This is a genomic window from Pseudomonas sp. C 49-2 (assembly GCF_003970195.1).
Lineage (GTDB): Bacteria > Pseudomonadota > Gammaproteobacteria > Pseudomonadales > Pseudomonadaceae > Aquipseudomonas > Aquipseudomonas canadensis.
In genome coordinates this window covers 20,600-47,069 of sequence record NZ_RXYG01000022.1, presented here as the reverse complement: position 1 = coordinate 47,069, position 26,470 = coordinate 20,600, and the positions used below count along the sequence as shown (strand labels likewise).

The 26,470-nt window shown below is 60.2% G+C and carries 31 protein-coding genes; 14 read left to right on the top strand and 17 right to left on the bottom strand.

What is annotated here, in order from left to right; genetic code table 11:
• The first annotated feature begins 64 nt into the window (after positions 1–64).
• Entirely contained in the window at positions 65–1,618 is a 1,554-nt protein-coding gene (locus EJ576_RS27750; protein ID WP_122726297.1) for a DUF726 domain-containing protein, read from the top strand.
• A gap of 41 nt (positions 1,619–1,659) precedes the next feature.
• On the top strand, positions 1,660–2,979 hold the full coding sequence (locus EJ576_RS27745; RefSeq protein ID WP_123476608.1) for an Nramp family divalent metal transporter: 1,320 nt from the start codon (positions 1,660–1,662) through the stop codon (positions 2,977–2,979).
• Positions 2,980–2,987: 8 nt separating this feature from the next.
• Here the strand turns inward: EJ576_RS27745 and EJ576_RS27740 are convergent, their stop codons facing one another.
• Positions 2,988–3,254, bottom strand: a complete 267-nt coding sequence (locus tag EJ576_RS27740) for a type II toxin-antitoxin system Phd/YefM family antitoxin (protein WP_126571607.1) — start codon at positions 3,252–3,254, stop codon at positions 2,988–2,990.
• Positions 3,255–3,382: 128 nt separating this feature from the next.
• Positions 3,383–4,315, bottom strand: coding sequence for a LysR family transcriptional regulator (locus EJ576_RS27735; RefSeq protein ID WP_028619803.1), 933 nt, complete (start codon positions 4,313–4,315; stop codon positions 3,383–3,385).
• A 118-nt stretch (positions 4,316–4,433) separates the two neighbouring features.
• On the opposite strand from EJ576_RS27735, the gene EJ576_RS27730 reads away from it, so the two are divergent.
• The 3 genes from EJ576_RS27730 (at position 4,434) to EJ576_RS27720 (ending at position 5,639) form a co-directional block, all read left to right on the top strand.
• Positions 4,434–4,922 (top strand): DMT family transporter, encoded by a 489-nt coding sequence (locus tag EJ576_RS27730; RefSeq protein WP_122726290.1) that lies wholly within the window; start codon positions 4,434–4,436, stop codon positions 4,920–4,922.
• A gap of 4 nt (positions 4,923–4,926) precedes the next feature.
• On the top strand, positions 4,927–5,379 hold the full coding sequence (locus EJ576_RS27725; protein WP_028619805.1) for a DMT family transporter: 453 nt from the start codon (positions 4,927–4,929) through the stop codon (positions 5,377–5,379).
• A gap of 89 nt (positions 5,380–5,468) precedes the next feature.
• The gene (locus EJ576_RS27720) at positions 5,469–5,639 is read left to right on the top strand and encodes a metallothionein (RefSeq protein WP_016977247.1); all 171 of its coding nucleotides are present in this window, start codon (positions 5,469–5,471) and stop codon (positions 5,637–5,639) included.
• Positions 5,640–5,668: 29 nt separating this feature from the next.
• Here the strand turns inward: EJ576_RS27720 and EJ576_RS27715 are convergent, their stop codons facing one another.
• Positions 5,669–5,941, bottom strand: coding sequence for a hypothetical protein (locus EJ576_RS27715; protein WP_126571606.1), 273 nt, complete (start codon positions 5,939–5,941; stop codon positions 5,669–5,671).
• A 146-nt stretch (positions 5,942–6,087) separates the two neighbouring features.
• Here EJ576_RS27715 and EJ576_RS27710 point away from each other — a divergent pair, with 146 nt between their 5' ends.
• The 3 genes from EJ576_RS27710 (at position 6,088) to EJ576_RS27700 (ending at position 8,105) form a co-directional block, all read left to right on the top strand.
• A complete protein-coding gene (locus EJ576_RS27710; protein WP_123476794.1) occupies positions 6,088–6,852 on the top strand; it encodes a helix-turn-helix transcriptional regulator in 765 nt (254 codons plus the stop codon).
• An 89-nt stretch (positions 6,853–6,941) separates the two neighbouring features.
• Entirely contained in the window at positions 6,942–7,115 is a 174-nt protein-coding gene (locus tag EJ576_RS27705; RefSeq protein ID WP_123476614.1) for a DUF1427 family protein, read from the top strand.
• Positions 7,116–7,145: 30 nt separating this feature from the next.
• The gene (locus tag EJ576_RS27700; protein ID WP_126571605.1) at positions 7,146–8,105 is read left to right on the top strand and encodes a zinc-binding alcohol dehydrogenase family protein; all 960 of its coding nucleotides are present in this window, start codon (positions 7,146–7,148) and stop codon (positions 8,103–8,105) included.
• Positions 8,106–8,114: 9 nt separating this feature from the next.
• On the opposite strand, the gene EJ576_RS27695 is transcribed toward EJ576_RS27700, so the two are convergent.
• From EJ576_RS27695 to EJ576_RS27685, 3 genes are all read right to left on the bottom strand, one after another.
• On the bottom strand, positions 8,115–9,140 hold the full coding sequence (locus tag EJ576_RS27695; RefSeq protein WP_126571604.1) for a purine nucleoside permease: 1,026 nt from the start codon (positions 9,138–9,140) through the stop codon (positions 8,115–8,117).
• 14 nt (positions 9,141–9,154) lie between these two features.
• Positions 9,155–10,102: a nucleoside-specific channel-forming protein Tsx gene (locus EJ576_RS27690; RefSeq protein WP_122726284.1), complete on the bottom strand. Its 948-nt coding sequence runs from the start codon at positions 10,100–10,102 to the stop codon at positions 9,155–9,157.
• 155 nt (positions 10,103–10,257) lie between these two features.
• The gene (locus EJ576_RS27685) at positions 10,258–11,196 is read right to left on the bottom strand and encodes an AraC family transcriptional regulator (protein ID WP_126571603.1); all 939 of its coding nucleotides are present in this window, start codon (positions 11,194–11,196) and stop codon (positions 10,258–10,260) included.
• A gap of 261 nt (positions 11,197–11,457) precedes the next feature.
• Here EJ576_RS27685 and EJ576_RS27680 point away from each other — a divergent pair, with 261 nt between their 5' ends.
• On the top strand, positions 11,458–12,717 hold the full coding sequence (locus EJ576_RS27680; protein ID WP_236318746.1) for a sugar ABC transporter substrate-binding protein: 1,260 nt from the start codon (positions 11,458–11,460) through the stop codon (positions 12,715–12,717).
• Between the two features lie 18 nt (positions 12,718–12,735).
• Positions 12,736–13,509: an L-iditol 2-dehydrogenase gene (locus EJ576_RS27675; protein ID WP_122726280.1), complete on the top strand. Its 774-nt coding sequence runs from the start codon at positions 12,736–12,738 to the stop codon at positions 13,507–13,509.
• A gap of 75 nt (positions 13,510–13,584) precedes the next feature.
• Here EJ576_RS27675 and EJ576_RS27670 read toward each other — a convergent pair whose 3' ends face one another.
• Complete coding sequence (locus EJ576_RS27670; RefSeq protein WP_122726278.1) at positions 13,585–14,277, bottom strand: NUDIX hydrolase; 693 nt, start codon at positions 14,275–14,277, stop codon at positions 13,585–13,587.
• A gap of 147 nt (positions 14,278–14,424) precedes the next feature.
• On the opposite strand from EJ576_RS27670, the gene EJ576_RS27665 reads away from it, so the two are divergent.
• The 3 genes from EJ576_RS27665 to nadE (EJ576_RS27655) are packed head-to-tail and all read left to right on the top strand — an operon-like array spanning position 14,425 to position 17,109.
• Positions 14,425–15,072: a nicotinamidase gene (locus tag EJ576_RS27665; RefSeq protein WP_028619815.1), complete on the top strand. Its 648-nt coding sequence runs from the start codon at positions 14,425–14,427 to the stop codon at positions 15,070–15,072.
• A gap of 11 nt (positions 15,073–15,083) precedes the next feature.
• Positions 15,084–16,301, top strand: a complete 1,218-nt coding sequence (gene pncB, locus EJ576_RS27660) for a nicotinate phosphoribosyltransferase (protein ID WP_123476629.1) — start codon at positions 15,084–15,086, stop codon at positions 16,299–16,301.
• 1 nt (position 16,302) lies between these two features.
• Positions 16,303–17,109 (top strand): ammonia-dependent NAD(+) synthetase, encoded by an 807-nt coding sequence (nadE, locus tag EJ576_RS27655; RefSeq protein ID WP_126571602.1) that lies wholly within the window; start codon positions 16,303–16,305, stop codon positions 17,107–17,109.
• Between the two features lie 187 nt (positions 17,110–17,296).
• Here the strand turns inward: nadE (EJ576_RS27655) and EJ576_RS27650 are convergent, their stop codons facing one another.
• Both EJ576_RS27650 and EJ576_RS27645 read right to left on the bottom strand, forming a co-directional pair.
• Positions 17,297–18,385: a DUF3396 domain-containing protein gene (locus tag EJ576_RS27650; protein ID WP_122726270.1), complete on the bottom strand. Its 1,089-nt coding sequence runs from the start codon at positions 18,383–18,385 to the stop codon at positions 17,297–17,299.
• 15 nt (positions 18,386–18,400) lie between these two features.
• Positions 18,401–18,682 carry a hypothetical protein gene (locus EJ576_RS27645; protein WP_240037329.1) on the bottom strand — a complete coding sequence of 94 codons (282 nt, stop codon included), beginning with the start codon at positions 18,680–18,682 and terminating at the stop codon, positions 18,401–18,403.
• Here EJ576_RS27645 and nadE (EJ576_RS27640) point away from each other — a divergent pair.
• The gene (gene nadE / locus EJ576_RS27640) at positions 18,651–19,022 is read left to right on the top strand and encodes an NAD(+) synthase (RefSeq protein WP_256656651.1); all 372 of its coding nucleotides are present in this window, start codon (positions 18,651–18,653) and stop codon (positions 19,020–19,022) included. The two genes, EJ576_RS27645 and nadE (EJ576_RS27640), sit on opposite strands and share 32 nt — an antisense overlap.
• A gap of 21 nt (positions 19,023–19,043) precedes the next feature.
• Here nadE (EJ576_RS27640) and EJ576_RS27635 read toward each other — a convergent pair whose 3' ends face one another.
• The 8 genes from EJ576_RS27635 to EJ576_RS27600 all read right to left on the bottom strand — a co-directional run bounded on the left by EJ576_RS27635 (position 19,044) and on the right by EJ576_RS27600 (position 26,467).
• Positions 19,044–20,132, bottom strand: a complete 1,089-nt coding sequence (locus EJ576_RS27635; RefSeq protein ID WP_122726268.1) for a DUF3396 domain-containing protein — start codon at positions 20,130–20,132, stop codon at positions 19,044–19,046.
• Positions 20,133–20,147: 15 nt separating this feature from the next.
• Positions 20,148–20,849 (bottom strand): VRR-NUC domain-containing protein, encoded by a 702-nt coding sequence (locus EJ576_RS27630; protein ID WP_122726266.1) that lies wholly within the window; start codon positions 20,847–20,849, stop codon positions 20,148–20,150.
• Positions 20,846–21,364 carry a PAAR domain-containing protein gene (locus tag EJ576_RS27625; RefSeq protein ID WP_126571601.1) on the bottom strand — a complete coding sequence of 173 codons (519 nt, stop codon included), beginning with the start codon at positions 21,362–21,364 and terminating at the stop codon, positions 20,846–20,848. Before EJ576_RS27625 ends, EJ576_RS27630 begins: the two co-directional genes overlap by 4 nt.
• 538 nt (positions 21,365–21,902) lie before the next feature.
• The gene (locus EJ576_RS27620) at positions 21,903–22,934 is read right to left on the bottom strand and encodes an ABC transporter substrate-binding protein (protein ID WP_123476635.1); all 1,032 of its coding nucleotides are present in this window, start codon (positions 22,932–22,934) and stop codon (positions 21,903–21,905) included.
• Positions 22,935–22,948: 14 nt separating this feature from the next.
• Entirely contained in the window at positions 22,949–24,046 is a 1,098-nt protein-coding gene (locus EJ576_RS27615; protein WP_126571600.1) for an FAD-binding oxidoreductase, read from the bottom strand.
• The gene (locus tag EJ576_RS27610; RefSeq protein ID WP_126571599.1) at positions 24,043–25,386 is read right to left on the bottom strand and encodes an NAD(P)/FAD-dependent oxidoreductase; all 1,344 of its coding nucleotides are present in this window, start codon (positions 25,384–25,386) and stop codon (positions 24,043–24,045) included. Before EJ576_RS27610 ends, EJ576_RS27615 begins: the two co-directional genes overlap by 4 nt.
• Positions 25,383–25,673 carry a (2Fe-2S)-binding protein gene (locus EJ576_RS27605; protein WP_122726256.1) on the bottom strand — a complete coding sequence of 97 codons (291 nt, stop codon included), beginning with the start codon at positions 25,671–25,673 and terminating at the stop codon, positions 25,383–25,385. Before EJ576_RS27605 ends, EJ576_RS27610 begins: the two co-directional genes overlap by 4 nt.
• The gene (locus EJ576_RS27600) at positions 25,673–26,467 is read right to left on the bottom strand and encodes an ABC transporter permease (RefSeq protein ID WP_028619822.1); all 795 of its coding nucleotides are present in this window, start codon (positions 26,465–26,467) and stop codon (positions 25,673–25,675) included. Before EJ576_RS27600 ends, EJ576_RS27605 begins: the two co-directional genes overlap by 1 nt.
• Positions 26,468–26,470 lie beyond the last annotated feature (3 nt).

The following is a 26,470-nucleotide window of genomic DNA, read 5'->3' as shown; positions in this document are numbered from 1 at the left end:
GTACGACGTTGAACCCCGCCCTTTGTTACTATCGCCGTCCCTTGTCACCAGGAGTCATTGCCCCATGCAGCACCAGTGGGATGAAATGCACCGCACCCGCAAGCCCACGTTCTTGATGTGTGGTGAGCCCCAGGGCGATGTGCTTAATCTCTATGTCCACGGTTATTCGGCGTTCTTCAACCGACAACAGCTGGGTAGCTTCAAGGCGCAGTTGGCGGGCATCGAAGGCTCCACCAACCTGATGCTGTTCTGGCCGGCGGGGCATTTCCTGGAGAACCTGTTTGCACCGTTCAAGGATGTGATCGGCGCAATGCTTGGCGGCGGCAGCCTGGGCGCGGCGACTGTCGGGGTGGGCAAGGCAATTGCGTATTTCCTCGATCACTACAAAAGCGTCGAGGCACGGGTAGACGAGGTCGCCAGGAGCTTGCTGCCCGAATTGGCCAATTACCTGCACGGCGAGTCCCTGGCAGTCCGGCGTATCAACCTGATTGGCCATTCCCTTGGCGCACGCATTCTGGTCAAAAGCCTGCTCGCCAATCCCGAGACCGCCCGTGAACTGCCATTGGACAATCTGCTGTTGATGGGCGGGGCGATCTGCACGTCGAGTCCGTGGGATGATGTATCGGCGCCGCTCAACGGGCGCGTGATCAATTGCCACTCCAGCAAAGACTGGGCGCTGGCCCTGAAACCGGATACCGAGCGTTGCATCGGCCGCTATGCGATCCCGGTGACGCCGGCGCTCAAGGCCAAGGTCACCAACGTGCACTTGGCGACCTTCGATCATGCCGCCTACTGGCCTCAGTTGCAGACGGTGGTGCAGTACACCGACCTGTTGCACGAGCGGCGCGGCATGATCCGCTCCGACCAGCGCAGCCCGCAGGTGCGTTTTGCCGAAGAGGACGCGGAGCTGTTTCCGGCGCTGGTGCAGGCGCGGCCCGAGGAGTTGAAGTTTCTCGCTGAACTGATGGCGCAAAAGCGCAGTGCGACTATCGACGCCACAGTGCGCGAGCCGCTCAAGCTGGCCATCGAGTTGCAGCGCATGGGCGGCGATACCTTTATGAACCTGGCCCGTGGCCACGGCGTGAGTTACCGCCAGATCGCCGAAGATGTGGTGCAGCGGCTGGGTATCAAGTTCGATGAGCCGCTCAATACCGTCGAATTGGCCGACCTTGAAGCCCAGGTCGCCGAAAAGCTCATCGAGCAGTACAAGGACAAACTCAGCAACGCCGATCGTCAGGTGTTCGACGCCGAACTCAAGGCCGCCGCGCAAAAGGAGCAGGGCTTGTTCAACCGTTTCGATGTCGGCCGATCGGCGACCACCGCGTTGAGCGGCACGGCGCTCGCCGGGTTGACCGGTTTTATCCTGCGTCGTGGCGCGGCCACGGCCATCCCGGTAGTGGGCCAGGCACTGGCCGCAGCGATGCTGCTGGTGAGCGGGGTCCGGGCGTTTTCCGGCCCGGCGTATTCAATCACCACCCTGGCGGTGCTTGTGATAGGTGTGATCCGCCAGCGCATGGAGCGTGAAGCGTTGAACCAGGAGATGGACCTGGTGGTGCAAGTGGTCGAAGCGTTCGACTTGCCGCGGGAGACGGTGATGCGCACGGTCGCATCCGACTGATAAGCTGCGTCTCTATCGAGTGTGTTTGCCTGGGATACCGCGTGAAATTCAGCCTGCCAAAAATCGCTACCGCCCCGTTCTGCCCGCCGGAAGTGGCCGGTTCTGTTGCCGTTGATCCCAACGCTTCGTTTTTCAAACGCATCCTCATGTTTGCCGGGCCTGGGCTGCTGATCTCCATCGGCTACATGGACCCCGGCAATTGGGCCACGGCCATCGAGGCCGGCTCGCGCTACGGTTACAACCTGTTGTTTGTGGTGCTGCTGGCCAGCCTGGCAGGGATGGCAGTGCAGTGCCTGTGCTCGCGGTTGGGCATTGCCACCGGAAAAGACCTGGCGCAACTGTGCCGCGAGCGCTACAGCAAGCGATCCGCACGCACCCAGTGGGTGCTTGCGGAAATCTCCATCATTGCCACCGACCTCGCCGAAGTACTCGGCTGTGCCCTGGCCTTTCACCTGCTGCTCGGGGTGTCGCTGACCACCGGCATTGTCATAACCGCCTTCGACACGCTGCTGATCCTGGCCCTGCAAAATCGGGGTTTCCGCCGCCTGGAAGCGATCATGCTGGCGCTGGTAGCAACTATCGGCGTGTGTTTCTTCATCGAACTGGTACTGATCAAACCTTACTGGCCGGACGTGTTCAGTGGTTTCACCCCGTCACTGTCGGCCATCAGCGATGCTGCACCGCTGTATTTGGCCATCGGCATCCTCGGTGCCACGGTGATGCCTCATAACCTCTACCTGCACAGCTCCATCGTGCAAACCCGCCTGATCGGCAAGGATCTGGCCAGCAAACAGGACGCGGTCAAACTGGCGCGTATCGACACCATTGGCTCGCTAGCGCTGGCGCTGTTGGTCAACGCCGCGATCCTGGTGCTCGCTGCCGCAGCCTTCCACAAGACCGGCCACACTGACGTGGTCGAGATACAGGATGCCTACCACCTGCTTGATCCGCTGGTTGGTGGTGCCTTCGCCAGTATTCTGTTTGGCGTTGCCTTGCTGGCCTCCGGGCAAAGCTCCACCTTTACCGGCACCATCGCCGGGCAGGTGATCATGGAGGGCTACCTCAACCTGCGTATTCCCTGCTGGCAGCGGCGTTTGATCACCCGTGGCCTGGCGCTGATCCCTGCGTTCCTGGGGGTATGGCTGATGGGCGACGATGCCATCGGCAAATTGCTGATCCTCAGCCAGGTGGTGCTCAGCCTGCAGTTGCCGTTCGCGCTGTATCCGCTGATCCGCATGACCGGTGACAAGCAACTGATGGGGCCGTTCGTGAATCGGTTGCCGACACGCTTGCTGGCGTGGTTTCTGTTTGCGGTGATCAGTGGGGCGAATGCCTGGTTGATTGGGCAGTGGGTGTTCTGAGTGGCAGTTCAGGTTGGGTAAAAAGACCTTCGTTCAAATGCATTCAGCGTATCCTCCGGAAGTAGTGCATCAAAGTCTTCAGGTATTACCCATTTACCTTTCATCGCGCGGATCCGCGGCTGAGGTGAGGGTTCTATGGCGATGAGCCTAGCTAGTGCAGGTCCATGCTGGGTGATCGTTATGGGTTGCCCGGCACTGGCTTGATGAACCAGGTTTGAAAAGTCTGCCTCGGCTTGATCTAGCGTGACCGTAATTTCTACGCATGTCGGTTTCATGGCTCTCTCCATCGTGGAAGTTGCCTCAGTCTGTCGCAACGCTCTGAGCGCAAAAATACTGGCCAGTAAAATCAGACCGGAACTACTTTTTGCAGTGGGAAATGCCTTCAGTGACGCGTCTGCCTAAGTCACCGATCCCAATACGGCACCCCTCCAAAACATTCCACAAAATAATCAATCACCGTCCGCACCTTCAGCGACAAGCGCCGGCTCCCCGGCCACAGTGCCGCAATCTGCTGCGGCTCCAATGTTGTCGCCACGTCGTACTCCGTCAGCACTGCCCGCAAAGCGCCCGCACGCAAACTGTCGCCGATCAACCACGACGGAAACACCACCAGCCCCAGCCCCTGCTCGGCGGCGTAGGTGAGCGTGTCGGCATGGTTGCCGGTGATCGGGCCCTTGACGCTATAAGGTGTCCAGTCGCCCTGGCCCTTGCGGAAAAACCAGCGTTGCTGGCCGGTAATGCCTTTGTAGGCCAGGCACTGGTGGTTGATCAGTTCGTCAGGATGTTGCGGTGCGCCGTGTCGGGCCAGGTAGGCCGGGCTGGCGGCGATGCGGAAGCGTTGAGGGGCGAAGATGCGCGCCTGCATGCTGGAGTCGTTGAGCACGCCGATGCGGAACAGCAGGTCGGTGCCGTCTTGCAGCGGGTCGACATAGGTGTCGGTTTGCTGGATGTCCAGTTGCAGCTTCGGGTAACGCCGGCACAACTCGCCCAGCCAAGGAGAGAGATGGCGCTGGCCGAACACCATCGGCGCATTGATGCGCACCAGGCCGCTGGGTTCGCTTTCCTGTTCCTGCAGCGCCTGGCCGGCGGCTTCCAGTTGTTCCAGCATCAACCGCGCATGTCGCCCGAGCAAGCGCCCGGCTTCGGTAGGGCTGACGGCGCGGGTGTGCCGGTAGAGCAGTTGCTGGCCGAGGGCCTGTTCCATCAGCTGGATCTGCCGGGAGATGGAAGAGGGCGCCAGCCCCTCTCGGCGCGCCACTTCGGAAAAGCTGCCCAAGTCCAGTACGGCGACGAATAGGCGCAGCGCCTTGAAGCTCAGTTCATTCAAGCCTTGCATCGTGCCTCCAGGCTGTGCGTTTTGCGCAAAGGTGTTGTTGGTATGCTCCCATTTATCGCACAGGACGGCCACCGGATAATGCTCGCCATCCATTCCTTTGTTGATGTGCAGGTGGTGTATGCAAGCAAGTTCCATCGAGGGCGTGGCGTTAGCCAAGCCAAAAAAAAACGTCCTGCGGCTACTGCTTTTGCCGCTGGTGATCTTGGCTGGCATGGGTTTGTCGGTTGAAGCGGGCCTGCTCGGGCCATTGGGTGTGCAGGTGGGGCATTTGTGGGCGACGCTGAGCATCTTTGGTGTGGGTTCGGCCATCCTGTTTCTACTGCTGCTGTTCAGTGGCCCGCAAAAGGGCCCGGCGTTGTCCGAGTTGCCGCGCTGGCAGTTGATCGGCGGTTTGCTGGGGCCGATCTACGTGGTGGTGCTGACCCTGGCCACGCCACATATCGGCATTGCGATGACCATGATCGCGATTCTTTCGGGGCAAGTCGGCAAGAGCGTGCTGATCGATCATTTCGGCTGGTTTGGTGCGGCGCGCAAGCGGGTCAATGGCGAACGCTGGATTGCCCTGGCGCTGATTGTGGTGGCACTTGTTTTGATTGCGCGAGGTTAAGGCGATGAACCTGATTCTGTTACTGGTAGTGGTAGTCGCCGCAGGTGCGGTGTTGAGTGTGCAGGCTGCCATCAATGGTCGCCTGGGCCAGACGGTGGGAGTATTGCGCGGCAGCCTGGTGACCTTTGGGGTGGGCGCGATTGTCACTGCGTTGTTGATCCTGTTCTTTGAACCCGCCCAGGCGGTGAGCTTGCTGGATGTGCCGAAATGGCAACTCACGGGGGCCTTGTTCGGTGTGGTGTACATGATGGTGATGGTCGGCGCGGTGCCTGTCGTCGGCACGGCGGTGGCGACGGTGGCGGTGATCGTCGGGCAATTGGGCATGGGCATGCTGATCGACAACTTCGGTTGGCTGGGCAATCCGGCGATTGAATTGTCGGGTGCGCGGATTGTAGCGATGGTCTGCCTGGCCCTGGCGCTGGTGTTCATGTACCGCAGCAATACCCGCGCCGACTGACGGTTTGAACCATCGCCGACGGGCCGCAGTCACTCATTAAGGTGCCGGCGCCCGCCGCACCGGGACGACCAAGAAAAAGGAGTCTGACCATGCCAGATAAGACCTGTGCCTGCCCACACTGCAAGTGTGTGCTGGGAGCTGACGCGGTAATGAAGGACGGCAAGGGCTATTGCTGTCAGGGCTGTGCGGAGCACCATGCGCATGGTGAGCCGTGTGCGGCGGCTACCGGGTGCGAGTGCGCCAAATCCGCCAAAGGTTGACGTGTTTGCGGGAGCCGGCCAGCCGGCTCCTATTGGCGTTCGAGTTCGAGCCGCAGGCTATGGTCGGCCAGGTGTCGACGATGCTTCACCACGCCACGGGTACGTCGTCCCTCCAGCGCAAACACCACTGTCTGCGCATCACGTAGATCCTCCGGCAACGGTTGAAACACTTTCAGTACCGTCCCACCCGCTTGGTGTTGCAAGCTCACTTGGCATTCGACATGCCGGGTAATCGGCCCGAACAGGGTGTCCTGGGTGTAATCGATCCGTGCCATGCCGTTGATCGATGGTGTTGAATTCATCGTCTCTCTCCTTGATCAAGCCTGTAGCGCACGCTTCCGAGCTGCGCCGGTATAAGCCAATGATCTCCGTGGCCCGCAAAAATTCACTCGGATTGTCGAACGGTGGTCATTACCATGGCTTCTCACCCTTGATTGATGTGTACATCATGGCCCTGGCTGCGCCTCCCGACCTCAGTGATCACGCCGTCCCCGTGCAGCCCTTGGCGCGTACCTATCCGCGTGGACTTTACGTTGAGCCCCATAGCCATGACTGGGGCCAATTGCTCTACGCCATGAGCGGCGTGATGTGGGTCGAGACGCCGCGCGAAGCCTTGGTGGTGCCGCCGCAGCGTGCCGTCTGGCTGCCGCCCGGGGTGGAACACGGGATTCGCGTGGTGTCGGATTTGCAGATGCGCAATATCTACTTGCGTCCGGCACTGGCGGCCACATTGGACAGCCAGGTGCAGGTGATCGAGGTCGGTGGGTTGCTGCGTGAACTGATCGTCACACTGGTGGAGCAGGGCGATAACGGCGATGCAGCGTATTACGACGCCGTGGTCAGCCTGGCCTTGCTGGAATTGCAGCGGGCGCGCCGCTCGCAGATCCGCATCGCGATGCCGGTGGATGCCGACCGTCGACTGATCAGTGCGTGCCAGGCGGTCATGGCTGCGCCATCGCTGGAGATTGCTTTCGAACAGCATGCCGAAGCCGCCGGGGCCAGTGTGCGTACCTTGTCGCGGCTGTTCCAGAACAACCTGGGCATGGGCTTTGCCGAATGGCGCCGCCAGGTGCAACTGGCCACGGCGGTGGCGGAGTTGATCCAGGGCCAGCCGGTCAGTGCCATCGCGCGTTCCCTTGGCTATTCCCCCAGCAGTTTCAGCGACATGTTCCGCCGCGAACTCGGTATAGCGCCTTCGCAGTACGTCGGCTGAGGAGTTGGCCGAAATTCTGAAGCACTTGGCCGGTGCTTCAGGAGCGTGCTCTCTACACTGGGCGCATCCACCCACAAGGCGCTACCCCCATGAACTACCTGATTTCCCTCGCCATCGGCCTGTTTGTCGGCGTGATCTATGGCGCCTTGGATTTCCGTTCGCCCGCACCGCCGGCCATCGCCCTGGTGGGCCTGATGGGCATGCTGCTGGGTGAAAAGCTCTGGCCCATGGGGCGACACCTGGTGGGCACTTGGTTCTCCTGATCTCTTTTTTCACTTCGATGGATATTGGCCATGAAAGCACTGCAATTTTCCGCCACCGGCGACCTCGCCGCCCTGCGCTTCGTTGATGTCGCCACCCCGGTGCCGGCCCCCGGTGAAGTACTGGTGCAGGTCAAGGCCGCCGGCCTTAACCCCAGTGACGTCAAAAACGTGCTTGGTCGCTTTCCCTACACCACTTTGCCGCGCATTCCCGGTCGTGATTTTGCCGGTGTGGTGGTGGAGGGGCCGCAGGAACTGCTGGGCCAAGAGGTTTGGGGCACTGGCCGTGACCTGGGTTTTTTTGCCGACGGTTCCCACGCCCAGTACCTCACTGTGCCGGCCAAGGGCGTGGCGCATAAGCCCAGCCATTTGAGTTTTGCCCAGGCCGCCAGCCTCGGTGTGCCCTATACCACCGCCTGGGACGCCCTCGAGCGCAGTGGTGTGACCCAAGGCACGCGCCTGTTGGTGATCGGTGCCAATGGCGCGGTGGGCAGCGCCACCCTGGCCCTGGCAAAAATCCGTGGCGCCCAGGTGCTGGCCGCTGTACGTCGGCCAGAGCAGGTCGAGGTATTGCAGGCGCAAGGTTGTGAAGCGATTACCTTAGGCAAACCGGAAGAGCTCGGTGCGCAGGTCAATGCGGTATTCAAGGGCGGCGCTGATGTGATCTTCGACACCACCGGTTTCTGGCTGCCGGCGGCCGTTGCAGGTTTGGCGCCGTTCGGTCGCATCGCGATCATCGCCGCGCCGGTGGACGGTCATGTACAACTGCCGGCCCTGGCGCTGTATCGCAAAGGCGGCTCGGTGGTGGGGATCAATTCGTTGCTCTACAACTGCGAGCAATGCGCGGTGATGCTGGAGCAGTTCGGGCGTTTCTTTGATGAGGGCTTGTTGCCGTTGCCCACCGGCCTGCGTGAAGTGACGCTGGCCGATGGGGTGCAGTGCTATGAAGCCGTGAATCAAGGCAGCGCAGACAAAATCATCTTCCTGCCTTGATCCTGACGGTCAGGCCTCGGGAACACCGTTCTCCCACGCCGACCAATTCTTGAGGATCGCCTGTACCAACGGGTTGCCCGTGCGGTACAGGTTTTCCAGCGCCGGCACAAAACCACCCTGATCCGCGTACTTCAGCAGGTTGTCCACTTCGCTGTAGCCAGGGTACGGACGGTCGAAGTCCGAGCCTGCACGTACCACCGCCAGGCGCTGGATATCCACCAGACCTTCGCGACTGGCGCGCAGCAGGGCTTCGTAGGTGGAGTTGTCTTCCTGTTGGGTGGTGCAGTATTCGCCTTTGTTGTCGGTCAGCAACTTGGTCCAGACTTCGGCGCGTTCGCTCAGGCGTGTACCGGAAAACCAGGTGTTGCCCGCCAGGGTGTCGCAGCGGGTGACTTGCGGCGGTTGATTGGCCGGGGCGGCGGGGTAGTGTTTACGCCAGGCGGCGGACTCCTTGCTTTCGGTCAGCTCCACTTTTTGTGACAAGGCAAACGCCTTGGCCTGCAACTTGGGGTTCAGCTCAAACACTTCGGTCTTGTAGTCCAACGGTGGTTTTTCGTTGGGACCTTTGGTGTTGATGCCGATATAGCCCGTCGGCCAATCCTTGGGCGCATCCCGTGAATCCAGCTCCCACTGGGTGCCGAATTCCACCAGATAATGGGCCCAGGCTGCGGTGCCGATGGTGCCGTGCTTGGGGCTGATGCCGGCGATCCCGGCGATCAGGAAATAGCTCTGGCGCAGGTCGAATTTGGGCGACAAGGCCAAGGCCAGCGTGGACGCGGCGGCGTTGGTCTGGCCCATGCCAGTGACCAGCAGGCACACGTCCTGGGTGTTGCAACGGATCACCGGGTATTCGGCGGACAGCCCTGGCACGCGGACTTCCTGCTTGAGTTCCAGGCGTTCGATCCAGGTTTGCGCCTCAGGGGCGAACATGGTGATCAGCATCACCTTGGGTTTGATCGGTGCGGTATCGGCCAGCACCACGTGGGGCAGCAGCGCCAGGCCGACCGCCATGGAGAAACGTGTAAACGCGTTCATCTAAAGCTCCTCTATCAGAATTGGTAGCCCACGCCGGCGTAGTAACCCCAGCCGTCGGAACGGGCGCGGAAGTTGCCTTCGCCGAAATTCAGCTCACTGCCGTCTTCCCAGTTGCCGCCGTTATGGAAGTAACGGCCGACCAGGGTGAAACGCAGGTGGGTGAACGAGTACAGCAGCACATTGGTCGCGACCAGCGAGTTGGCGGTGCGCGCCGGGTTGTCCTTGTGCAGGTCGGAGCCGAAATCGTAGTTGGTGAAGCCGATGTAGGTCAGCGAGGCGCCGTTATCGAATTTGCCGATGGGCACGATGTACTTCATCTGCGCACGGTAGCCATCCCATGAATATTCATTGCTGGCGCCGTAGTTTTCCCACTGGTAGCGCCCGTAGAAGTTGGCCGACAGGTTCACCCGCGAATGGGTGTCGATGTCGGTGCCGAGGCCGCTGTATAAGGTGTTGGCGCGGTTTTCCTTGCGGCTGCCATGGTCGTAGATCCAGTCGAACGCTACATACCATTCCTTGAACGGGCCGAAGGCCAGGCTACGGCCCGCCAGGTAGTCGATGGAGATACGCGGTTCGTGCTCCATGAACACCGGCGAGCCATGGTCCCACACGCCTTTGTCATTACTGTTACCGATCGTGAGGATCTTCGGCACGTCGACATAGCCGTACAACTCGAACGGCCCTTTGCGGCCGAAGTACTCGTATTCCAGGTAGACATCATCCTGTGGCTTGGGGCCGAAGCTGATGTCTTTGCTGCCAATCAATGTCAGGTCCTGGTTGAACCATTCCGACAGGTACGCGCCTTTTTTCGCCGGGCTGGCTTCCGGGCTGAGGGTTTCGCCCTGTGCTGAGTCATCCACGGGTTTTTCCTGCGCCAAAATGGGGGCGCTGAGTACTCCCGTAACGGCGGCCAGTAGCAAGGAAACACCAAAGGAGGCAGGACGCCTTGAGGTGGAGTGCATTGAAAATCCCTATTCGTACGCGGTTTGAACCCGATTCTCCGGGCAAGGGTGAACTTGGCAGGCAAGTTCGTACCGCAAACGTTTGCACAGGCTGTACCAAGTTTGCTCAATGGGTTGATCAAATTGAAAAAAACGGGATTTAGTCGACCTTTTGGTCAGAATTGATTGGGTGTCATTTTTTCAATGCGTTGGAACAGGTGCATTGCTGTTTCCCGTCGATAGTCACTCGGCGTCTGGTGCATTTCGATACGGAAGTGCCGGTTGAAATTCGACAGGTTGGCGTAGCCCACTTCAAAGCAGATGTCCGCCACCGACATGTCGCTTTGCAACAGCAGTCGGCAGGCGCGCTGCACACGGAACTTGCGCATCAGCTCGATGAACCCGTGGCCGGTGTTGCGCTTGAAGAAGCGTGAGAAGCCCGGCTCGCTCATCTCCAACTGTTGCGCGATCACCGACAGGCGTACATCGCCGGTCAGCTCGCGCATCAGATAGTCGAACGCCTTGTTGATGCGTTCGGCGCTGCGTGCATCCAACGTCGGTGCATAGCACGGGCTGGCCAGGGCCTTGGCCTGTTGTGTCGGGGCGTTCTTCAGGGTGTCGAGCAGTTGCAGGAACAGGATCAAGCGCTGCAGGCCGTGGGCGGCGCCGATGGCTTCCATCAAGTGCGCAGCCTGCAACGCGGTGTCGCCGGTGAATTCCAGCCCGCGCCAGGCACGCTCGAACAGCGGTTGCAGGTCACCGAGTTCCGGCAGGGTCTTGCGCAGGGCGAGGAGGGCGGCACCGTCGAATTGCAACACCACATCGCGCCCGCTCAGGTATTCGCCGGGGGCGAGTTCACCGATCCAGTCGTGGGGCAGGTCGGGGCCAATCAGGGCCACATGCCCGGCACTGAACGCACCAATATAGTCGCCCGCGACCAGTTTGCCGCTGCCTTGGCGGATCAGATGGATTTCAAATTCGGGATGGTGGTTCCAGCGCGCCAGGTCGTAGGGGTAGTCATGTTCGAACCATCGGAAGCAGTGGTCCGGCTCGGGCAGGATCACTTCGAGTTCGGCGGGGCGGTGCTCGAACAGCTTGGCGCGGCTGATGGGCATGGCGGGATTCTTATGATTCTTGGAATCGCTCCAAAATACGCGCCTCAGTCATGGGCGCGCTACCCCTGGTTTTGCCTGGCACTGATACTTTTTTAACTTTCATATCCAGGTTAAAAAAGTATCAGTCGCCCATCCTCCAGGCGTTTGTGGGGGCTTGGCCAAGCTGCTGTAATCGGCCCTCAACAACAAAAACAACAGGTAGAAACCGCTATGTCCAAGCTCCCGCAAGCGTTGTTCCTGCTTTCCAGCCTGACGCTGGCCATGCCCAGCCACGCCGCCGACACCGTGACCATCGCCACGGTCAACAACAGCGACATGATCCGCATGCAGCGCCTGTCCAAGGTGTTCGAAGCGCAGCACCCGGACATCAAGCTCAACTGGGTGGTGCTGGAAGAAAACGTGCTGCGCCAGCGCCTCACCACCGATATCGCTACCCAAGGCGGGCAGTTCGACGTGCTGACCATCGGCACCTACGAAACCCCACTCTGGGGCGCCAAGCACTGGCTGGAACCCCTGACCCAACTGCCGGCCGATTATGACGCCGACGATATCTTCCCCTCGGTACGCCAGGGCCTGTCGGTCAACAACACCCTGTACGCCTTGCCGTTCTACGGCGAAAGCACCGTCACCTACTACCGCACCGACCTGTTCAAGCAGGCCGGGTTGAGCATGCCCGCGCATCCTACCTGGACGCAGCTCGGCGAGTTCGCCGCCAAGCTTACCGTCAAGGACAAGGGCCAATACGGCATGTGCCTGCGCGGCAAGGCCGGTTGGGGCGAGAACATCGCCTTGCTGAGCACCATGGCCAATGCCTTTGGTGCACGCTGGTTCGACGAGCAGTGGAAGCCCGAGCTGACCAGCCCCGAGTGGACGGCGGCCGCCAACTTCTATGTCAACACCCTCAAGCAATACGGCCCGCCGGGTGTGTCCAGCAATGGTTTCAACGAAACCCTGGCGCTGTTCAACAGCGGCAAATGCGCGATCTGGGTCGATGCCAGCGTCGCCGGTTCCTTCACCACCGACAAGAGCCAGAGCAAGGTCGCCGACAGCGTCGGTTTCGCTGCCGCGCCTACCGAAGTCACCGATAAAGGTTCTTCGTGGCTGTATGCCTGGTCCCTGGCAATTCCGGCCACGTCCAAGCACAAGGACGCTGCCAAGGCCTTCATTAGTTGGGCGACGTCCAAGGAGTACATCCAACTGGTCGCTGATAAAGAAGGCATCACCAACGTACCGCCAGGCACTCGACAATCTACCTACAGCGAGGCGTACTTGAAGGCTGCCCCATTCGCCCAGGTGACCCTGGAAATGATGAAGCACGCCGATCCCGCGCACCCTTCGGCCAAGCCGGTGCCGTACGTGGGCATCCAGTACGTGACCATCCCCGAGTTCCAGGCCATTGGCACTTCGGTCGGCAAGCTGTTCTCTGCGGCGCTGACCGGTGGCATGTCGGTTGACCAGGCCCTGCTGGAAGCCCAGTCCACCACCGAGCGCGAAATGAAACGCGCCGGCTACCCGAAATAACTTCAACAGGACTATTTCATGAAACGACTTGAAGGCAAGAGCGCGCTGATCACCGGATCGGCGCGTGGCATCGGCCGCGCCTTTGCCCAGGCCTACATCGCCGAGGGCGCCACCGTGGCTATCGCCGACATCGACCTGCAACGGGCTCAGGCCACCGCGGCTGAGCTGGGCCCACAGGCGTATGCCGTCGCCATGGATGTCACCGACCAGGCGTCCATCGACGGCGCGATTGCCGCTGTGGTCGCCCAGGTTGGCAAGCTGGATATCCTTGTCAACAACGCCGCGCTGTTCGACCTGGCGCCCATTGTCGACATCACCCGCGACAGCTACGAACGGCTGTTCTCGATTAATGTCGCCGGCACGCTCTTCACCTTGCAGGCCGCCGCGCGGCAGATGATCAGCCAGGGCCACGGCGGCAAGATCATCAACATGGCCAGCCAGGCCGGACGCCGCGGCGAGCCGTTGGTGGCGATCTACTGCGCGACCAAGGCGGCGGTGATCAGTTTGACGCAATCGGCGGGGTTGAATTTGATCAAGCACGGGATCAACGTCAACGCCATCGCACCGGGTGTGGTGGATGGCGAGCATTGGGATGGGGTGGATGCATTGTTTGCCAAGCATGAGGGGTTGGCGCCTGGCGAGAAGAAAAAGCGGGTCGGGGGCGAAGTACCTTTTGGGCGGATGGGTACGGCGGAGGACTTGACCGGGATGGCGGTGTTCCTGGCCTCGAAAGAGTCCGACTACGTGGTGGCCCAGACTTACAACGTCGATGGCGGCAACTGGATGAGTTAAGCCATGCACCGATCAAAATGTGGGAGCAGGCAAGCCAGCACCCACATTTGATTTTCTTCGTTTCTTGAATAGAGGCTATTCGGCAAAACTGCGGTCGAAGAAGTAGATTTCTCCAGGTTTTAGAACCGCCACCGTCGCCTGGGGCCTGCCGCCTTCACCATTTTTCTTGCGCCCCGTCTCGCGCAGGTACCCCGCCTCAGTCAGCTTCAGCAAGCGCTGGCGAATACTGGTCTTCAATACCGGCCGCGCCAGCACCAGGGAAAAGATCATGGTCGCTTCCGGCGCGCTGAATTCATCGCCCAGGAACATCAGCGGCAAGCTGCTGTACAGCGATTTGGAAAACAAACGTTCCTGCACGGCGGCCACGATGCTGTTGTGATCGAACGGCAGCTTGATGCTGCCATCCGCCACCCCCGCCAGTGAAAACCAGGCCTGATGCTCACCCAGCTCTACCTCATCTGCCACGATCGCCAGGTAGTAAGTGGACGATGACCAGCAGCGCGGATCACGAAACGCATCCCCCACCGTGCCCACTTGCTCGCTCCAGGCCAGATCAAGTCCTACCTTGTCACTCGCGCGCAAGCGCTCCACCGCGTCCTTGAGGCTCAGATCTTGCACGCCGCCATTCACCACCACGCCCGGCAGCGCCCAGTGCCCGGCGAAGGGCTCGGCGTCGCGTTTGTTCAGCAGCAATTTCAATTCCCCGGAGGCGCGGCAATAAAACAATACGCACAGGTCGACGGTGTGGAGGTAGGGGCTCAGGGGCATGTTGACGTCCTTCTAGACAGCGATGACGCACAGTCTAACGAATCGAGCAGATATGTCATGGACTTGCTCCAGGATAGATAACCAGATGTTTCTTGCAATGAAAGTACATGACGTGTACTTTTGTTTCCAGGCCACAGGAGAACCACCATGACCCTCTCGATATCCGCCATCGCTTCATTCGACGTAGACGCCCAGAAAAGCTTCACGCCGCTGTGCCCCAACGAATTGCCTGTGGCCGGCGGCGACCAGATTGGTGCCGAGCTCAACTACATGGCGAGTCTGGCCGGCCATCGCGTCGGCAGTAAAGACGCTCACACCCCGCATGCACCCTGGGTGGTGTCGCAGCACAGCGAGATGCTGCAAGCCACCGGCCTGACCCACGCCGATGTGACCTGGGTCAGCCATTGCGTACCCGGCACCGAGGGTTTCACCTTGCTCGACGAATTGCCTACGCCTTATGACTACGACTACTTCATCTGGAAAGGCGTCGAACCCGACCTGCACCCCTACGGCGCCTGCTACCACGACCTGCACGACAAACTGTCTACCGGCGTGATCGAGTACCTGAAAGCCCAGGGCGTGACCCGCGTGATCGTCGGCGGCCTGGCTTTGGACTACTGCGTCAAGACCACCGCATTGCAACTGCTCAAGGCTGGCCTGGAAGTGGTTCTGCACTTGCCGGCGTGCAGAGGCATTACGCAGGAGGGCGGTGTACAGGCGGTCAACGAGTTGCTCAAGGCCGGTGCCGTCATCAGCAGCACCCGCGAAGAACTGGCCGCGATGGCCGCGCGTTAAGGAGACATACCATGGAAAGTGCCTACGACTACGAAACGCCCGTTATCCAGGGGTTGCTCGACACCGACTACTACACCTTCACCATGATGCAGGCCGTGTTGCACCAGTACCCCAATGTCGATGTGGAGTACAACTTCATCGTGCGGTCCAAGGAAAAGCTCGGCCACCTGATTCCCGAAATCCGTGCCGAGTTGGAGCAACTCGCCAGCCTGCGTATGCGCGAAGGTGAGCTGCGCTTTCTGTTCAATCCACGCTTTCGCGAATACCTCACCCCGGACTACGAGCGTTTCCTCGGTCTGTTCCGCTTCAATCTGCGCTACATCCACGTCAGCGAAATCGACGGCCAACTCAACATCCGCGTGGTCGGCCCGATGCTGCACTGCATCATGTTCGAACAGCCGGTCCTGGCCCTGGTCAGTGAGCTGCGCAACCGCAACAAATACCCCGACGTGACCCTGGAAGATGTCACCCGCAAGCTCTATCAGAAATTCGACTGGCTGCAGAAAAACCTCAGCCGCGAAGAACTCGCCGACCTGCGAGTGTCTGACTTTTCCACCCGGCGCCGCCTGTCGTTCAAGGCCCAGCGCGAAGTGGTCGACATCATGCGCCGCGACTTTCCCGGCCAGTTCGTCGGCACCAGCAATGCGCACCTGGCCTACGAATTCGACCTGCCGCTGATCGGCACCATGGCGCACCAATGGCTGATGGTGCACCAGCAACTGGGCCGCCTGCGCGAAAGCCAGAACGCCGCGCTGGAAAACTGGGTGCGCGAATACCGTGGCCGTCTCGGCATCGCCTTGACTGACTGCATCAGCACCGACTTTTTCCTCAAGGACTTCGATCTTTACTTCGCCAAACTGTATGACGGCCTGCGCCAGGACTCCGGTGACCCCATCGTCTGGGCTGACAAGGTGCTGGCGCGCTACAAGCAGCTGGGCATCGACCCGATGACCAAGGACTTGATGTTCTCCGACGGCCTGAACTTCGAAAAATGCCTGCCGATCCTGCGTCACGTGCGTGGCAAGGCCAAATTCGGCTTTGGCATGGGTACCAGCCTGGCCTGCGATGTGGAGGGCGTCGAACCGCTGAGCATCGTGATGAAACTGGTGCGGGTGCACGGCGAACCGGTGGTGAAATTCTCGGATGACCCGATCAAGAACGTCTGCGAAGACGCCTCGTTTTTGCAGTATGCAGCACAAGTGTTCAATGTCGGCAGCGTGGAGGTGTGACATGCAAGAACGTATCGCACAGGAACTGAACATCAATCGGCAACTGGTCAAAGGCGGTGAGTCGAAGGAAATCCAACGGCGCATAGATTTCATCAAGACCACCTTGCTCGGCTCCGGCAGCAAGGCGTTGGTACTGGGCATCAGCGGTGGCGTTGACTCCCTCACGGCTGGCCGTTTGTGCCAGTTGGCCGTAGAGCAACTGCGCGACGAAGACTACGCCGCGCGCTTCATCGCCATGCGCCTGCCCTACAAAATCCAGGCCGACGAAAGCGATGCCCATGCCTCCCTGGACTTCATCACCCCGGACCAGATCGACACCCTCAACATCGCCGCCAGCGTCGACGGACTCATGGCCAGCCTGACCGCCACCGAAGCCAGCGCCACCCATGTCGATTTCATCAAGGGCAACGTCAAGGCACGCGCACGGATGATCGCCCAGTACGCCGTGGCCAACCTGCACAACGGCCTGGTGGTCGGCACCGACCACGGCGCCGAGGCGTTGATGGGGTTTTTCACCAAGTTCGGTGACGGCGCCTGCGACCTGGCACCGCTGTCGGGCTTGACCAAAACCCAGGTGCGTCTGCTCGCCACGGCCCTCGGCGCCCCCGACAAGTTGGTGCACAAACACCCGACTGCCGACCTGGAAGAGCTTGTGCCGGGCAAGCTGGATGAACATGCCTATGGCTGCACGTACGAAGAGATCGATGCGTACCTGATGGGCGAGCCGGTGAGTGAGCGGGTGAGGACGATTGTCGAAGGGGCGTACAGCAAGACAGCGCACAAACGCGCGCTGCCGATTGCTCCTTGATTTCTGCAATGCATTTTTGACACCTCTATCGCCAGGGATTGGGAGGAGGCGTGTTTGCTTGGACTTATCTACAAATGGTTTCAAACGGGGGGGATGGAGGATGATTGTAGAGTGGCTGCGACCAGAGGGAGCTGCGACAGCAGCCAGATTATTTCTGTTGCGTCGGCAGCCGCGCAGTCCATCTCTTCTACAAGCGCCCTGGCAGAGTATTTGTAGCATCCAGGCAGGGTTCGTCGCGAAGTAACTTGGCTCGCCAGCCGGGTATGTCGTCTGCATCCACATCCAAGCGCTTGAGCCACTGGTCAGCCGACCAGTCCACCAGCCGCAACTCGCCATCATGAGAGCCGCCATGCAATGAACCCACCGTCTCGTAACGGATGCCCTTGAGTACATGGTTCAGTAACACGTAAGCAGCCGGTTTCGGATCATTAGCATCACCGGCAAGGTACGGGTGCGCCCCAGCCTGGATCACCACACCGTTACCGTAGTCATAAAAGGCAAAATGGCTGGAAGGTAGCTGCGCACGTAGCCCCTCAAGACCGCCAACAAGATCCAGTCGCGCTTGGTCGAGCAGGGTCAGCCAACTGACCGTCTTGATTTTTGTAGGTTTGAACTCGGGGATATTGACCAGCAGACCTGCTGTTCCTACATCCAATCCAGGCATGCGCGCCGCCATAAAGGCTTCGGTAGGCTCGTTGCCATCCCGGTTGGTGACGGAAAGGTTGAAGGCATGTCCCGCGTAGCCCTGTTCTGGAGCCAATCGGCGTGCTGAGTCAAGGAACAAACGCAGGAAATTGAGTGGGTTCTGCTCTTGGTACAGAAGCGGTATTGAGAACTCCAGAGCGCTAAGCTCATCCCCCATCTTCGCCGCCCATCCCTGCATCCCAAAAATATTGAAGAGCCAGGCACTAGCGTCGTTGGATTGCTTGCCGCTGGTGTAGTAGAAGCTGAGGTAGTCGTCTTCATCCATTGCGCCCAGCATTTCACGCAGTGACTTTGCCTCACCATACGCTGACAGTGGTTGACCCTGTCTAGGCTCCTCACGCCAGAGCCAGGTGAGATGGGGCTCGGCTAGACGCTTGAAGTCGTCGAAGCACTTGCATAACGCTTCGCGCACTAAGGGGGTATGGGCCTCCTTGAAATACAATGTTCCTCGCAGGCAGAGTACCGCGCCGATATAGTTCTGGGCCCCGCCCTTCATCAACAGGTGGCCGGGTATTTCCAGCAGGTGTGGTTGCTTGGCAAGTTCTTCGGCTACATTGAATTCCGGTTCCATGGGTGTTCCTCCGAATCAGTAAGCGGGGATCATTGGCCGAGGGGAGCGGCCACGCGTCAGGATAAACATCACGCCACCAGCGATGGCTGCGGCCCACCCGAGCTGTTCCACCGGCACATTGGATTGCTGATGTTCCTGACCGCAGTCGCATTCAGTGGATGTCATCTCAACGACCTTGTTTTTGTTGCCGGCAATTTTTGCATAATCCTGCGCCTGCTCCACTTTCGGTGGGTCAGGTGGAAACTTCATCTCGACAACTTGTTTGATGGTGGTGTTGTCGCTGTCGGAGTTGGTCATCCTCGCCTTGGTCAACGGCCACGGGTCCCAGGCCATGGCGGCCTATGGGGCGGTGACGCAGATCGTCAGCGACCTGGCGCCGCTGTCGGGCCTGACCAAGACCCAGGTGCGCCTGTTGGCCAGTGCCCTTGGAGCCCCGACGAACCTGGTGCACAAGCAGCCCACTGCCGACCTCGAAGAGCTGGCGCCGGGCAAGCTGGATGAACAGGCCTATGGCTGCACGTACGAAGAGATCGATGCGTACCTGATGGGCGAGCCGGTGAGTGAGCGGGTGCGGGCGATTGTCGAGGGGGCATACAGCAAGACAGCGCACAAGCGGGCGCTGCCGATTACTCCTTGATTTCAGCAATGCATTCTATATCTACAAGCGCCCTGGCAGAGTGTTTGTAGCATCCAGGCAGGGTTCGTCGCGAAGTAACTTGGCACGCCAGCCGGGTATGTCGTCTGCATCCACATCCAAGCGCTTGAGCCACTGGTCAGCCGACCAGTCCACCAGCCGCAACTCGCCATCATGAGAGCCGCCATGCAATGAACCTACCGTCTCGTAGCGAATGCCCTTGAGTACATGGTTCAGTAATACGTAGGCCGCCGGCTTCGGATCATCGGCATCACCGCCAAGATAGGGGTATGCGCCGGCCTGGATCACTACGCCGTTACCGTAGTCATAGAAGGCAAAATGGCTGGAGGGTAGCTGCGCACGTAGCTCCTCCAGACCGCCAACAAGATCCAGGCGAGCTTGGTCGAGCAAGGTCAGCCAACTGACCGTCTTGATTTTTGTAGGTTTGAACTCGCGGATATTCGCCAGCAGAGCGGCTGTTCCCGCATCCAAACCAGGCATGCGCGCCGCCATAAAGGCTTCAGTAGGCTCGTTGCCGTCCCGGTTGGTTACAGAAAGATTGAAGGCATGCCCCGCGTAGCCCTGCTCTGGAGCCAACCGGCGTGCTGAGTCAAGGAACAAGCGCAGGAAACTGAGTGGGTTCTGCTCTTGGTACAAAAGTGGTACTGAGAACTCCAGAACGCTAAGCTCATCCCCCATCTTTGCCTTCCATCCCCGCATACCAAAAGCATCGAAGAGCCAAGCGCTGGCGTCATTTGATTGCTTGCCACTGAGGTAGTAGAAGCTGAGAAGGTCGTCTTCATCCATTGCTTCGACCATATCGCGTAATGGCTTTGCGTCAGCATAAGCTGACAATGGTTTACCCTGAGGAGGTTCTTCGCGCCAGACCCAAGTGAGATAGGGCTCGGCCAAACGCTTGAAATCGTCGAAGCACTGGCATAGTGCCTCGCGCACCAAGCGTGTGTGGGCGTCCTTGAAATAAAGCGTCCCGCGCAGGCAGAGCACTGCACCGATATAGTTCTGGCGCCCCCCCTTCATTAGCAAGTGGCCGGGTATCTCCAGCAGGTGTGGTTGCTTGGCAAGTTCTTCGGCCACATTGAATTCCGGTTCCATGGATATTCCTACGAATCAGTAAGCGGGGATCATTGGCCGAGGGGAGCGGCCACGCGTCAGGATAAACATCACACTCCCAGCGATGGCCGCGGCCCACCCGAGCTGCTCCACTGGCACATTGGACTGCTGATTATCCTGGCTACAATCGCATTCGGTGGATGTCATCTCAACAACCTTGTTTTTGTTGCCAGCAATGTTTGCATAATCCTGCGCCTGCTCCACTTTCGGTGGGTCAGGTGGAAACTTCATCTCGACCACTTGCTTGATGTTGTCCTGAGTTGGCGGCTTGCTGGCGTCCTTGACGATCACGACATCGGGCCGGCGAATCATCCCTTTCCCGGGCTTGAACGGTGGGTGCTCTGGGTCCTCATTCCAATACTTGTTGATCCAACCCGGTATCCAGCCATGAGGGATGTTCCCTGTTTGGCTATCGAGGATTGGCTGTGGTGGATTCTTGGTCATGTCGTAACTGACCTCGGGCTTATACGGACTACGGTTCTGGAGAATCTCGTCAAGCTCCCCAAGGCGCTGGGCTACACAGCCCTGTTTGAGATTCTTGCCATCTTGGCTGATGTTGGGTGTGCTGCTGCAATAGCAAATTGCCGAGCACAGTACTTTCTTGTCCTGGGGATCGAGCTTCGGCTTCAGGATGCCCACGGGGTTAGTCTTTCCTTCGGGGCTCATGCCACCCTGAGACAAGCCGGATTGGTCATTCATTCTTCGCCTCCCTGCACCAGGTCAATATGGGTAGACTCCGACGCATCGTGCTTAACCCACGATGTCATGCCCTCGGTATTTGTGGTGTCGAGCGCGCTCCAGCCGGCACTAGACCAGACCTTTACTTTGCGGCCAACGATGGGTTTGCCGGTTTCCTGATCTATGAGTTGAAAGCGTCCGGAGTAAGGGGCAGTGGAACTGCTCAATGGCACGATGGGGGTGAACGGGGTCGGTGTGAACATGTCGCCGATGATCACGGTTCCCGATCCACCGATGATCACGTTGCCATGTTCACCGACACTGCCGAGCGTTGCGGCAGGTTTTCCGTTGATGAAAACCGTCGATGACACGGCAGAGCTGATCGGGCTCCCGCAAGCAGATACATCACCTTGGCGCGCTGCGGGCAAGCCATCAAAGAAGACGTCAGGAGAACCTTCGATGATAGGGTTGGTGCCGTGCTCCGGCATTGGACATGCCGTAGGGTCAGTAACGCGGGCGGCGGGCTTTCCACTCATAATGCCTACCTTGCAAAAGTGGTTTGAGGTCAAGGAAACGTGCTGAGTTAACGAGTTGCTTCAAAAACATATCAATTGCCATGCTCGTTCCTGGTCTGATCGTTCGCCGGTAGTGGCGCATGGCGCACTTTTCCTATTCCTCCGATTAACTACAAGACGCTTAGCCGAGAACGGGAAGTACCTGCCAAGAAAAAGGGAAACCTCCTACGTTGTTGCGGGATATTGAGTCTTTACGCTCTGCGCTCTTATGCGTTCGGGAGTAAAGGAATGGCAGTTGGCATATTCAAGAATGTTTCCCCGGCACTCATCTCACTACTCGTGAGTGCATTGAAGGCAATATAAATCTGTGTCGGCTGTTTGCTTCCATCAATGCCGATCCGGCGATTGCCGGGCCGGGGGGGATTTGCCAAAGAGGTTCGCCCAAGTCGAGCTGCGACAAGCCACTCTTGTTCAAAACAAGGATGTGGTGGGGCTCACTGGCCGCGATAGGCAGCGCCCAGCGCCAACGGGGTCTGCGCCAGACGCGGTTATAACTTTTTTATCGCTCGATCGACCGACTCCACCGCGCATTCCACTCCGGCCGCGCCTGGTTGACCTGGTCCCAATCAATCGAAATAGCGGTCTGCAAATAACCTTGCATCGCTTCTACCCGGGCGCGGGTCTTGTCGGTGGTCGGCGTGGCCGGGTTAGACGGGATCTGGTCGCCTTCTTCCAGCGCCGGGGCCTGGGCTTCGGCGGTCAGCAAAAACGCGGCGAGCTTCTGCGCCAGTTCCGGCTGGTCGTTGCGGGCAATCACACACTCAGCCACGTTCAGCACCACCGCACCCTCCTTGGGTTGCGCATATTCCATGGGCACGCCGAGCAGTTTCTGGGTGGCGACTTGGGTCGGGGTGAGCGGGAAGATTGCGGCTTCGTCGGTCTGCACCATTTCGGAGATCTTCGCGGAGCTGGCGATGTATTCCAGCACGTTGGGGCCGACGGTTTTTGGCCAGGCCTTGAAGCCCGGGTCTACGTTGGTTTCGTCACCGCCCTGGATGCGGTTGAACATCAGGAAGCCATGCAGGCCGAAGGTGGAGGAGGCCAGGGACTGGAACACCACTTTGTCCTTGAAACGCGGGTCGGCCAGGTCCATCCAGGAGGTGGGCGCGGCCCAGCCTTTTTCCTTGAACATCTTGGCGTTGTAGCCCAGGCCGGTGACGCCGAGGGTCACGGCCACGGCTTGTTCCTTGATCTTCGCCTTGGCAGGGATCTGCTCCAGGGTCGGGCTTGGCGCCAGCTTGTCGCACAACCCCATGGAAATCGCGCGGTACATGATGCCGTCGTCAAGGAACATCACGTGCATCTGCGGGTTGTCTTTGTTGGCCTGGACCTTGGCAAGGATGTCCGACGAGGTGCCGGGTACGATCACCACCTTGACGTTATTGGCCTTTTCGAACGCGGGCAGCACCTTGTCGGCGTAGACCCGTTCCATGGTGCCGCCGTTCATGCCCAGGTACAGCGTGGGCGCGGCGTGCGCCGTTGAGGCGAGCAGGGCGAGGGACAAGCAGGACAGCGCAATACGTGGGTTCATGGATGTTTTTCCTCTCAGGCTTGGAAACGACGGATGGAAAACGCTTCGATAGGTTGGCGGCTGGCACCGGTGCAGACGATCTCTGCCAGGGCTTCACCGACGGCGGGACCGAGCTGGAACCCGGCGCCGGCAAAGCCGAAACCGTGGAGCAAGCCGGGTTGGGTGCTGCTGGGGCCGATCACCGGTTCATGATCGGGGAGGTAACCTTCGGTGCCACTCCAGGTGCGGATGGCCTGGGCACCCTTGAGAAACGGGTAAAGCTCGCCGGCATTGCGCAGAATCTCCAGCACCGCGGCTTGCCCTGGTCGCGCTTGCTGCGGGCCAAGGGCAAAGCCGCGACCGCCGCCGAGGATGCAATTGCCCCGGGCAACCTGTCGCGCATAGATCCCGCCGCCTTCGACGCCCGTGCTCACGTCCATCACCACCGGCAAGGGCTCAGTGACCAGCATCGCCGGGTGTGCCGAGGTCATAGGCACCGCTTCGCCAAACTGTTCGGCCACCGCACCTGCCCACGCCCCGGCGCAGTTGAGCAGCCACGGTGCTTGCAGATGCAGACCGTTGGCGCAGTGCACCTGGAAGTCCTGGCCGTCATGCTCGATACGCGTGACCAGCGACTGTTCATACAGGTGAGCGCCGCGTTGTTTCGCCGCGCGGGCAAAGGCGGGCGACACCAGGCGGGGGTTGGCGTGGCCGTCTTCCGGGCACAGCGAGGCACCGACGGCGATGTCACCGACCCAGGGGAATCGCGCGCGCAGCTCGGCGTAATCCAGCAACTGCAAACCCAAGTCAAATCCTTGTGTCTGCTCGGCATACGCTTGTAAGGCGCCGAAATCTGCGTGACTGCGCGCCAGTTTCAAATGCCCGGAACGCACGTATTCGCCGTCGATACCGATTAATCCCGGCAAGTCTGCCCACAGTTGGTGGGCACGCTGCGACAGTGGCAACTGGTGCAAGGGCCGACCCTGGCGCCGCACGCCGCCGTAGTTGACGCCGCTGGAGTGTGAGCCGCAGAAATCCCGCTCCACCAGCGCCACGCGCTGGCCTTTCTGCGCCAGCATCAACGCGGCCGACGCGCCGACAATCCCGCCGCCCAATACGATGACATCAATCACGGCTGCACCTCCACGCCAAACGGCAGCGGCTTGATTGGTGCCTGGCCCCGCAAGCGGCCGACGTTTTCGATGGCCCGGCGACTGCGCTCGGCGACAATTTCCGCCGCCGCCAACCCGCACATCCGGCCTTGGCAGCGGCCCATGCCGACGCGACAGTGGGCCTTGACGCGATTGATCTCCCAGTGGCCCTCATCCACCACCGCGCGCACGTCGCCGACGCTGACTTCTTCGCAGCGACAGAGGATCAATTTATCTGGGGCTTCGACTGCCCAGTTCTCCGGAAAAGGGAACGCGGTTTCCAAACCATGACGAAAGCGTTGGATGGCCGCCAATTGTTGCTCCAGCACAGCAGGGCGGCGCTGATCGATGGCAACACCCGAGTCCTCGAGCACCGCCAGCGCTGCACGTTCACCGGCCATTTGCGCGGCGTCCGCGCCCATGATCCCGGCCCCATCGCCCGCCAGGTACACGCCGTTGACGCTGCTGCGTCCGGCGCTGTCCCGTTGTGGCAGCCACGCGCGGTTAAGGGCATTCCAGGTGAATTCACAGCCAAGCAAGTCCGCCAGTTGGGTCTCGCTGCGCAGGGCATGGGCGAAAGCCACTGCGTCGCACGGCAGGGTCTGATCACCCCATTGAATGCCGCTGACCCGTTGCGTTCCGTCGATCTGTTTAAGCGTGACGCCCTGATGCACGGGAATCCCATGGGCCGTCAGCCAGGCGCGGTAATACAAGCCTTTGGCCAAGGTCGTCGGTTGTCCGAGCAACGCTGGCAATGCACGGCATTGGGCACTGAACGGCGCGCTGTCGAGCACCGCCACCACTTTGGCCCCAGCCTTGGCGTATTGATAGGCGACCAGATAGAGCAACGGCCCGCTGCCACAAAACGCCACGCGCTCACCGATGGCGCAGCCCTGGTACTTCAAAGCGATTTGCGCCGCGCCAAGGCTGTACACGCCCGGCAGGGTCCAGCCCGGTACGGGCAGGATGCGGTCAGTGGCGCCTGTGGCGACGATGAGTTGCGCGTACTCGATGCTTTCTGCGCGGCCGTTGTTGAGCATATCCAGGCGCCCGTCCTCGGCATTCCACACCAGGGTTTCCGGGCGGTAGTCGATCAGCGGTGCCAGCTCATCCATTGTGCGGTGCACGGCCTCGGCCTTGCGTGCTTCAAATCCGTAAAGCTGCTTGGCGGTGCGTTGAAATCCCTGTGGCTGACGCCGATAAATCTGCCCGCCACCGCGCAGGCTTTCATCCACCAGGCAAGGTCTGACTCCATGGTCGAGCAACGTGCGCGCCGCGCTGATCCCGGCCGGGCCTGCGCCCACAATCACCACAGGCTTCATGACTGGCGCCCCGGATCGCGGCGGATGACCTGGCCTTCTTCCAATAGCGTCGAACAGGCGCGCACGCGACGCCCGTCTTCAAGTCGCACCCAACAATCCTGGCACGCGCCCATCAGGCAGAAACCGGCCCGTCGTTCGGCGCTGAAATCACTGCCGCGCAGGTGTTCGGCGCAGGTCAGCACGGCGGTCAACAAGGTGTCACCGAGCAAACCGCTGGCGGGTTGCCCATCCAGGGTGAAGGCCAGGGCAGGGCGTTGGGTTTCGGCCAGGCGTTTGAACAGGGCCATCAATGTTTCCCCACCAGCACGCGGTCCAGGCCGTAGACCCGGTCCAACAGGATCATGGTGGCCGCCGTGAGTGCAATCACCAGCGCCGACACCGCCGCCATCATCGGGTCGATGGATTCGGTGGCATACACATACATGCGCACCGGCAGGGTCTGGGTCGCTGGCGAGCTGACGAAGATCGACAACGTCACCTCATCGAAACTGTTGATGAACGCCAGCAACCAACCGCCCGCCACCCCCGGCAGGATCATCGGCAGGGTGATCTGGCGAAACAACGTAAAGCGACTGGCGCCCAGGGACTCGGCGGCCTGCTCGGCGCTGCGATCAATTCCAATCGCCGCGGCCAACACCAGGCGCAGTACATACGGCGTGATGATCACCACGTGAGCCAGCATCAGCCAGGTGAAGCTGCCGTTCACGCCCATCAGTGCGAACAGGCGCAACATCGCCACGCCGAGCACCAGGTGCGGAATGATGATCGGTGACAGGAACAGCGCACTGAAAAAATTGCGCCCCGGAAACTGATAGCGACTGATCGCCAAGGCGGCCGGCACCGCAATCAAGGTCGCCAGGCTCGCGGCGGTAAACGCCAGGATCAGGCTGTTGTAGAACGCCTGGATAAAGTCAGCGCGCTCGAACACCGCACGGAACCAGCGCAGGGAGAAGCCCGATGTGGGCAGGCTCAAGGTGTTTTCCGGTGTGAACGCCACCAGGCATACCACCACCAGCGGAGCCATCATGAACAGCACCACCAGGGTATGGAAACCCAGGGCCAAAGGACCGTTTCTGGACATGCG

Bases quoted from the DNA above. Each gene is read 5' to 3' on its own strand.
- EJ576_RS27750 (WP_122726297.1), top strand. From the start codon at position 65: ATGCAGCACCAGTGGGATGAAATGCACCGCACCCGCAAGCCCACGTTC.
- EJ576_RS27740 (WP_126571607.1), bottom strand. From the start codon at position 3,254: ATGAAACCGACATGCGTAGAAATTACGGTCACGCTAGATCAAGCCGAG.
- EJ576_RS27735 (WP_028619803.1), bottom strand. From the start codon at position 4,315: ATGCAAGGCTTGAATGAACTGAGCTTCAAGGCGCTGCGCCTATTCGTC.
- EJ576_RS27730 (WP_122726290.1), top strand. From the start codon at position 4,434: ATGCAAGCAAGTTCCATCGAGGGCGTGGCGTTAGCCAAGCCAAAAAAA.
- EJ576_RS27725 (WP_028619805.1), top strand. From the start codon at position 4,927: ATGAACCTGATTCTGTTACTGGTAGTGGTAGTCGCCGCAGGTGCGGTG.
- EJ576_RS27720 (WP_016977247.1), top strand. From the start codon at position 5,469: ATGCCAGATAAGACCTGTGCCTGCCCACACTGCAAGTGTGTGCTGGGA.
- EJ576_RS27715 (WP_126571606.1), bottom strand. From the start codon at position 5,941: ATGAATTCAACACCATCGATCAACGGCATGGCACGGATCGATTACACC.
- EJ576_RS27710 (WP_123476794.1), top strand. From the start codon at position 6,088: ATGGCCCTGGCTGCGCCTCCCGACCTCAGTGATCACGCCGTCCCCGTG.
- EJ576_RS27705 (WP_123476614.1), top strand. From the start codon at position 6,942: ATGAACTACCTGATTTCCCTCGCCATCGGCCTGTTTGTCGGCGTGATC.
- EJ576_RS27700 (WP_126571605.1), top strand. From the start codon at position 7,146: ATGAAAGCACTGCAATTTTCCGCCACCGGCGACCTCGCCGCCCTGCGC.
- EJ576_RS27695 (WP_126571604.1), bottom strand. From the start codon at position 9,140: ATGAACGCGTTTACACGTTTCTCCATGGCGGTCGGCCTGGCGCTGCTG.
- EJ576_RS27690 (WP_122726284.1), bottom strand. From the start codon at position 10,102: ATGCACTCCACCTCAAGGCGTCCTGCCTCCTTTGGTGTTTCCTTGCTA.
- EJ576_RS27685 (WP_126571603.1), bottom strand. From the start codon at position 11,196: ATGCCCATCAGCCGCGCCAAGCTGTTCGAGCACCGCCCCGCCGAACTC.
- EJ576_RS27680 (WP_236318746.1), top strand. From the start codon at position 11,458: ATGCCCAGCCACGCCGCCGACACCGTGACCATCGCCACGGTCAACAAC.
- EJ576_RS27675 (WP_122726280.1), top strand. From the start codon at position 12,736: ATGAAACGACTTGAAGGCAAGAGCGCGCTGATCACCGGATCGGCGCGT.
- EJ576_RS27670 (WP_122726278.1), bottom strand. From the start codon at position 14,277: ATGCCCCTGAGCCCCTACCTCCACACCGTCGACCTGTGCGTATTGTTT.
- EJ576_RS27665 (WP_028619815.1), top strand. From the start codon at position 14,425: ATGACCCTCTCGATATCCGCCATCGCTTCATTCGACGTAGACGCCCAG.
- pncB (WP_123476629.1), top strand. From the start codon at position 15,084: ATGGAAAGTGCCTACGACTACGAAACGCCCGTTATCCAGGGGTTGCTC.
- nadE (WP_126571602.1), top strand. From the start codon at position 16,303: ATGCAAGAACGTATCGCACAGGAACTGAACATCAATCGGCAACTGGTC.
- EJ576_RS27650 (WP_122726270.1), bottom strand. From the start codon at position 18,385: ATGGAACCGGAATTCAATGTAGCCGAAGAACTTGCCAAGCAACCACAC.
- nadE (WP_256656651.1), top strand. From the start codon at position 18,651: ATGGTGGTGTTGTCGCTGTCGGAGTTGGTCATCCTCGCCTTGGTCAAC.
- EJ576_RS27645 (WP_240037329.1), bottom strand. From the start codon at position 18,682: ATGACCAACTCCGACAGCGACAACACCACCATCAAACAAGTTGTCGAG.
- EJ576_RS27635 (WP_122726268.1), bottom strand. From the start codon at position 20,132: ATGGAACCGGAATTCAATGTGGCCGAAGAACTTGCCAAGCAACCACAC.
- EJ576_RS27630 (WP_122726266.1), bottom strand. From the start codon at position 20,849: ATGAATGACCAATCCGGCTTGTCTCAGGGTGGCATGAGCCCCGAAGGA.
- EJ576_RS27625 (WP_126571601.1), bottom strand. From the start codon at position 21,364: ATGAGTGGAAAGCCCGCCGCCCGCGTTACTGACCCTACGGCATGTCCA.
- EJ576_RS27620 (WP_123476635.1), bottom strand. From the start codon at position 22,934: ATGAACCCACGTATTGCGCTGTCCTGCTTGTCCCTCGCCCTGCTCGCC.
- EJ576_RS27610 (WP_126571599.1), bottom strand. From the start codon at position 25,386: ATGAAGCCTGTGGTGATTGTGGGCGCAGGCCCGGCCGGGATCAGCGCG.
- EJ576_RS27605 (WP_122726256.1), bottom strand. From the start codon at position 25,673: ATGGCCCTGTTCAAACGCCTGGCCGAAACCCAACGCCCTGCCCTGGCC.
- EJ576_RS27600 (WP_028619822.1), bottom strand. From the start codon at position 26,467: ATGTCCAGAAACGGTCCTTTGGCCCTGGGTTTCCATACCCTGGTGGTG.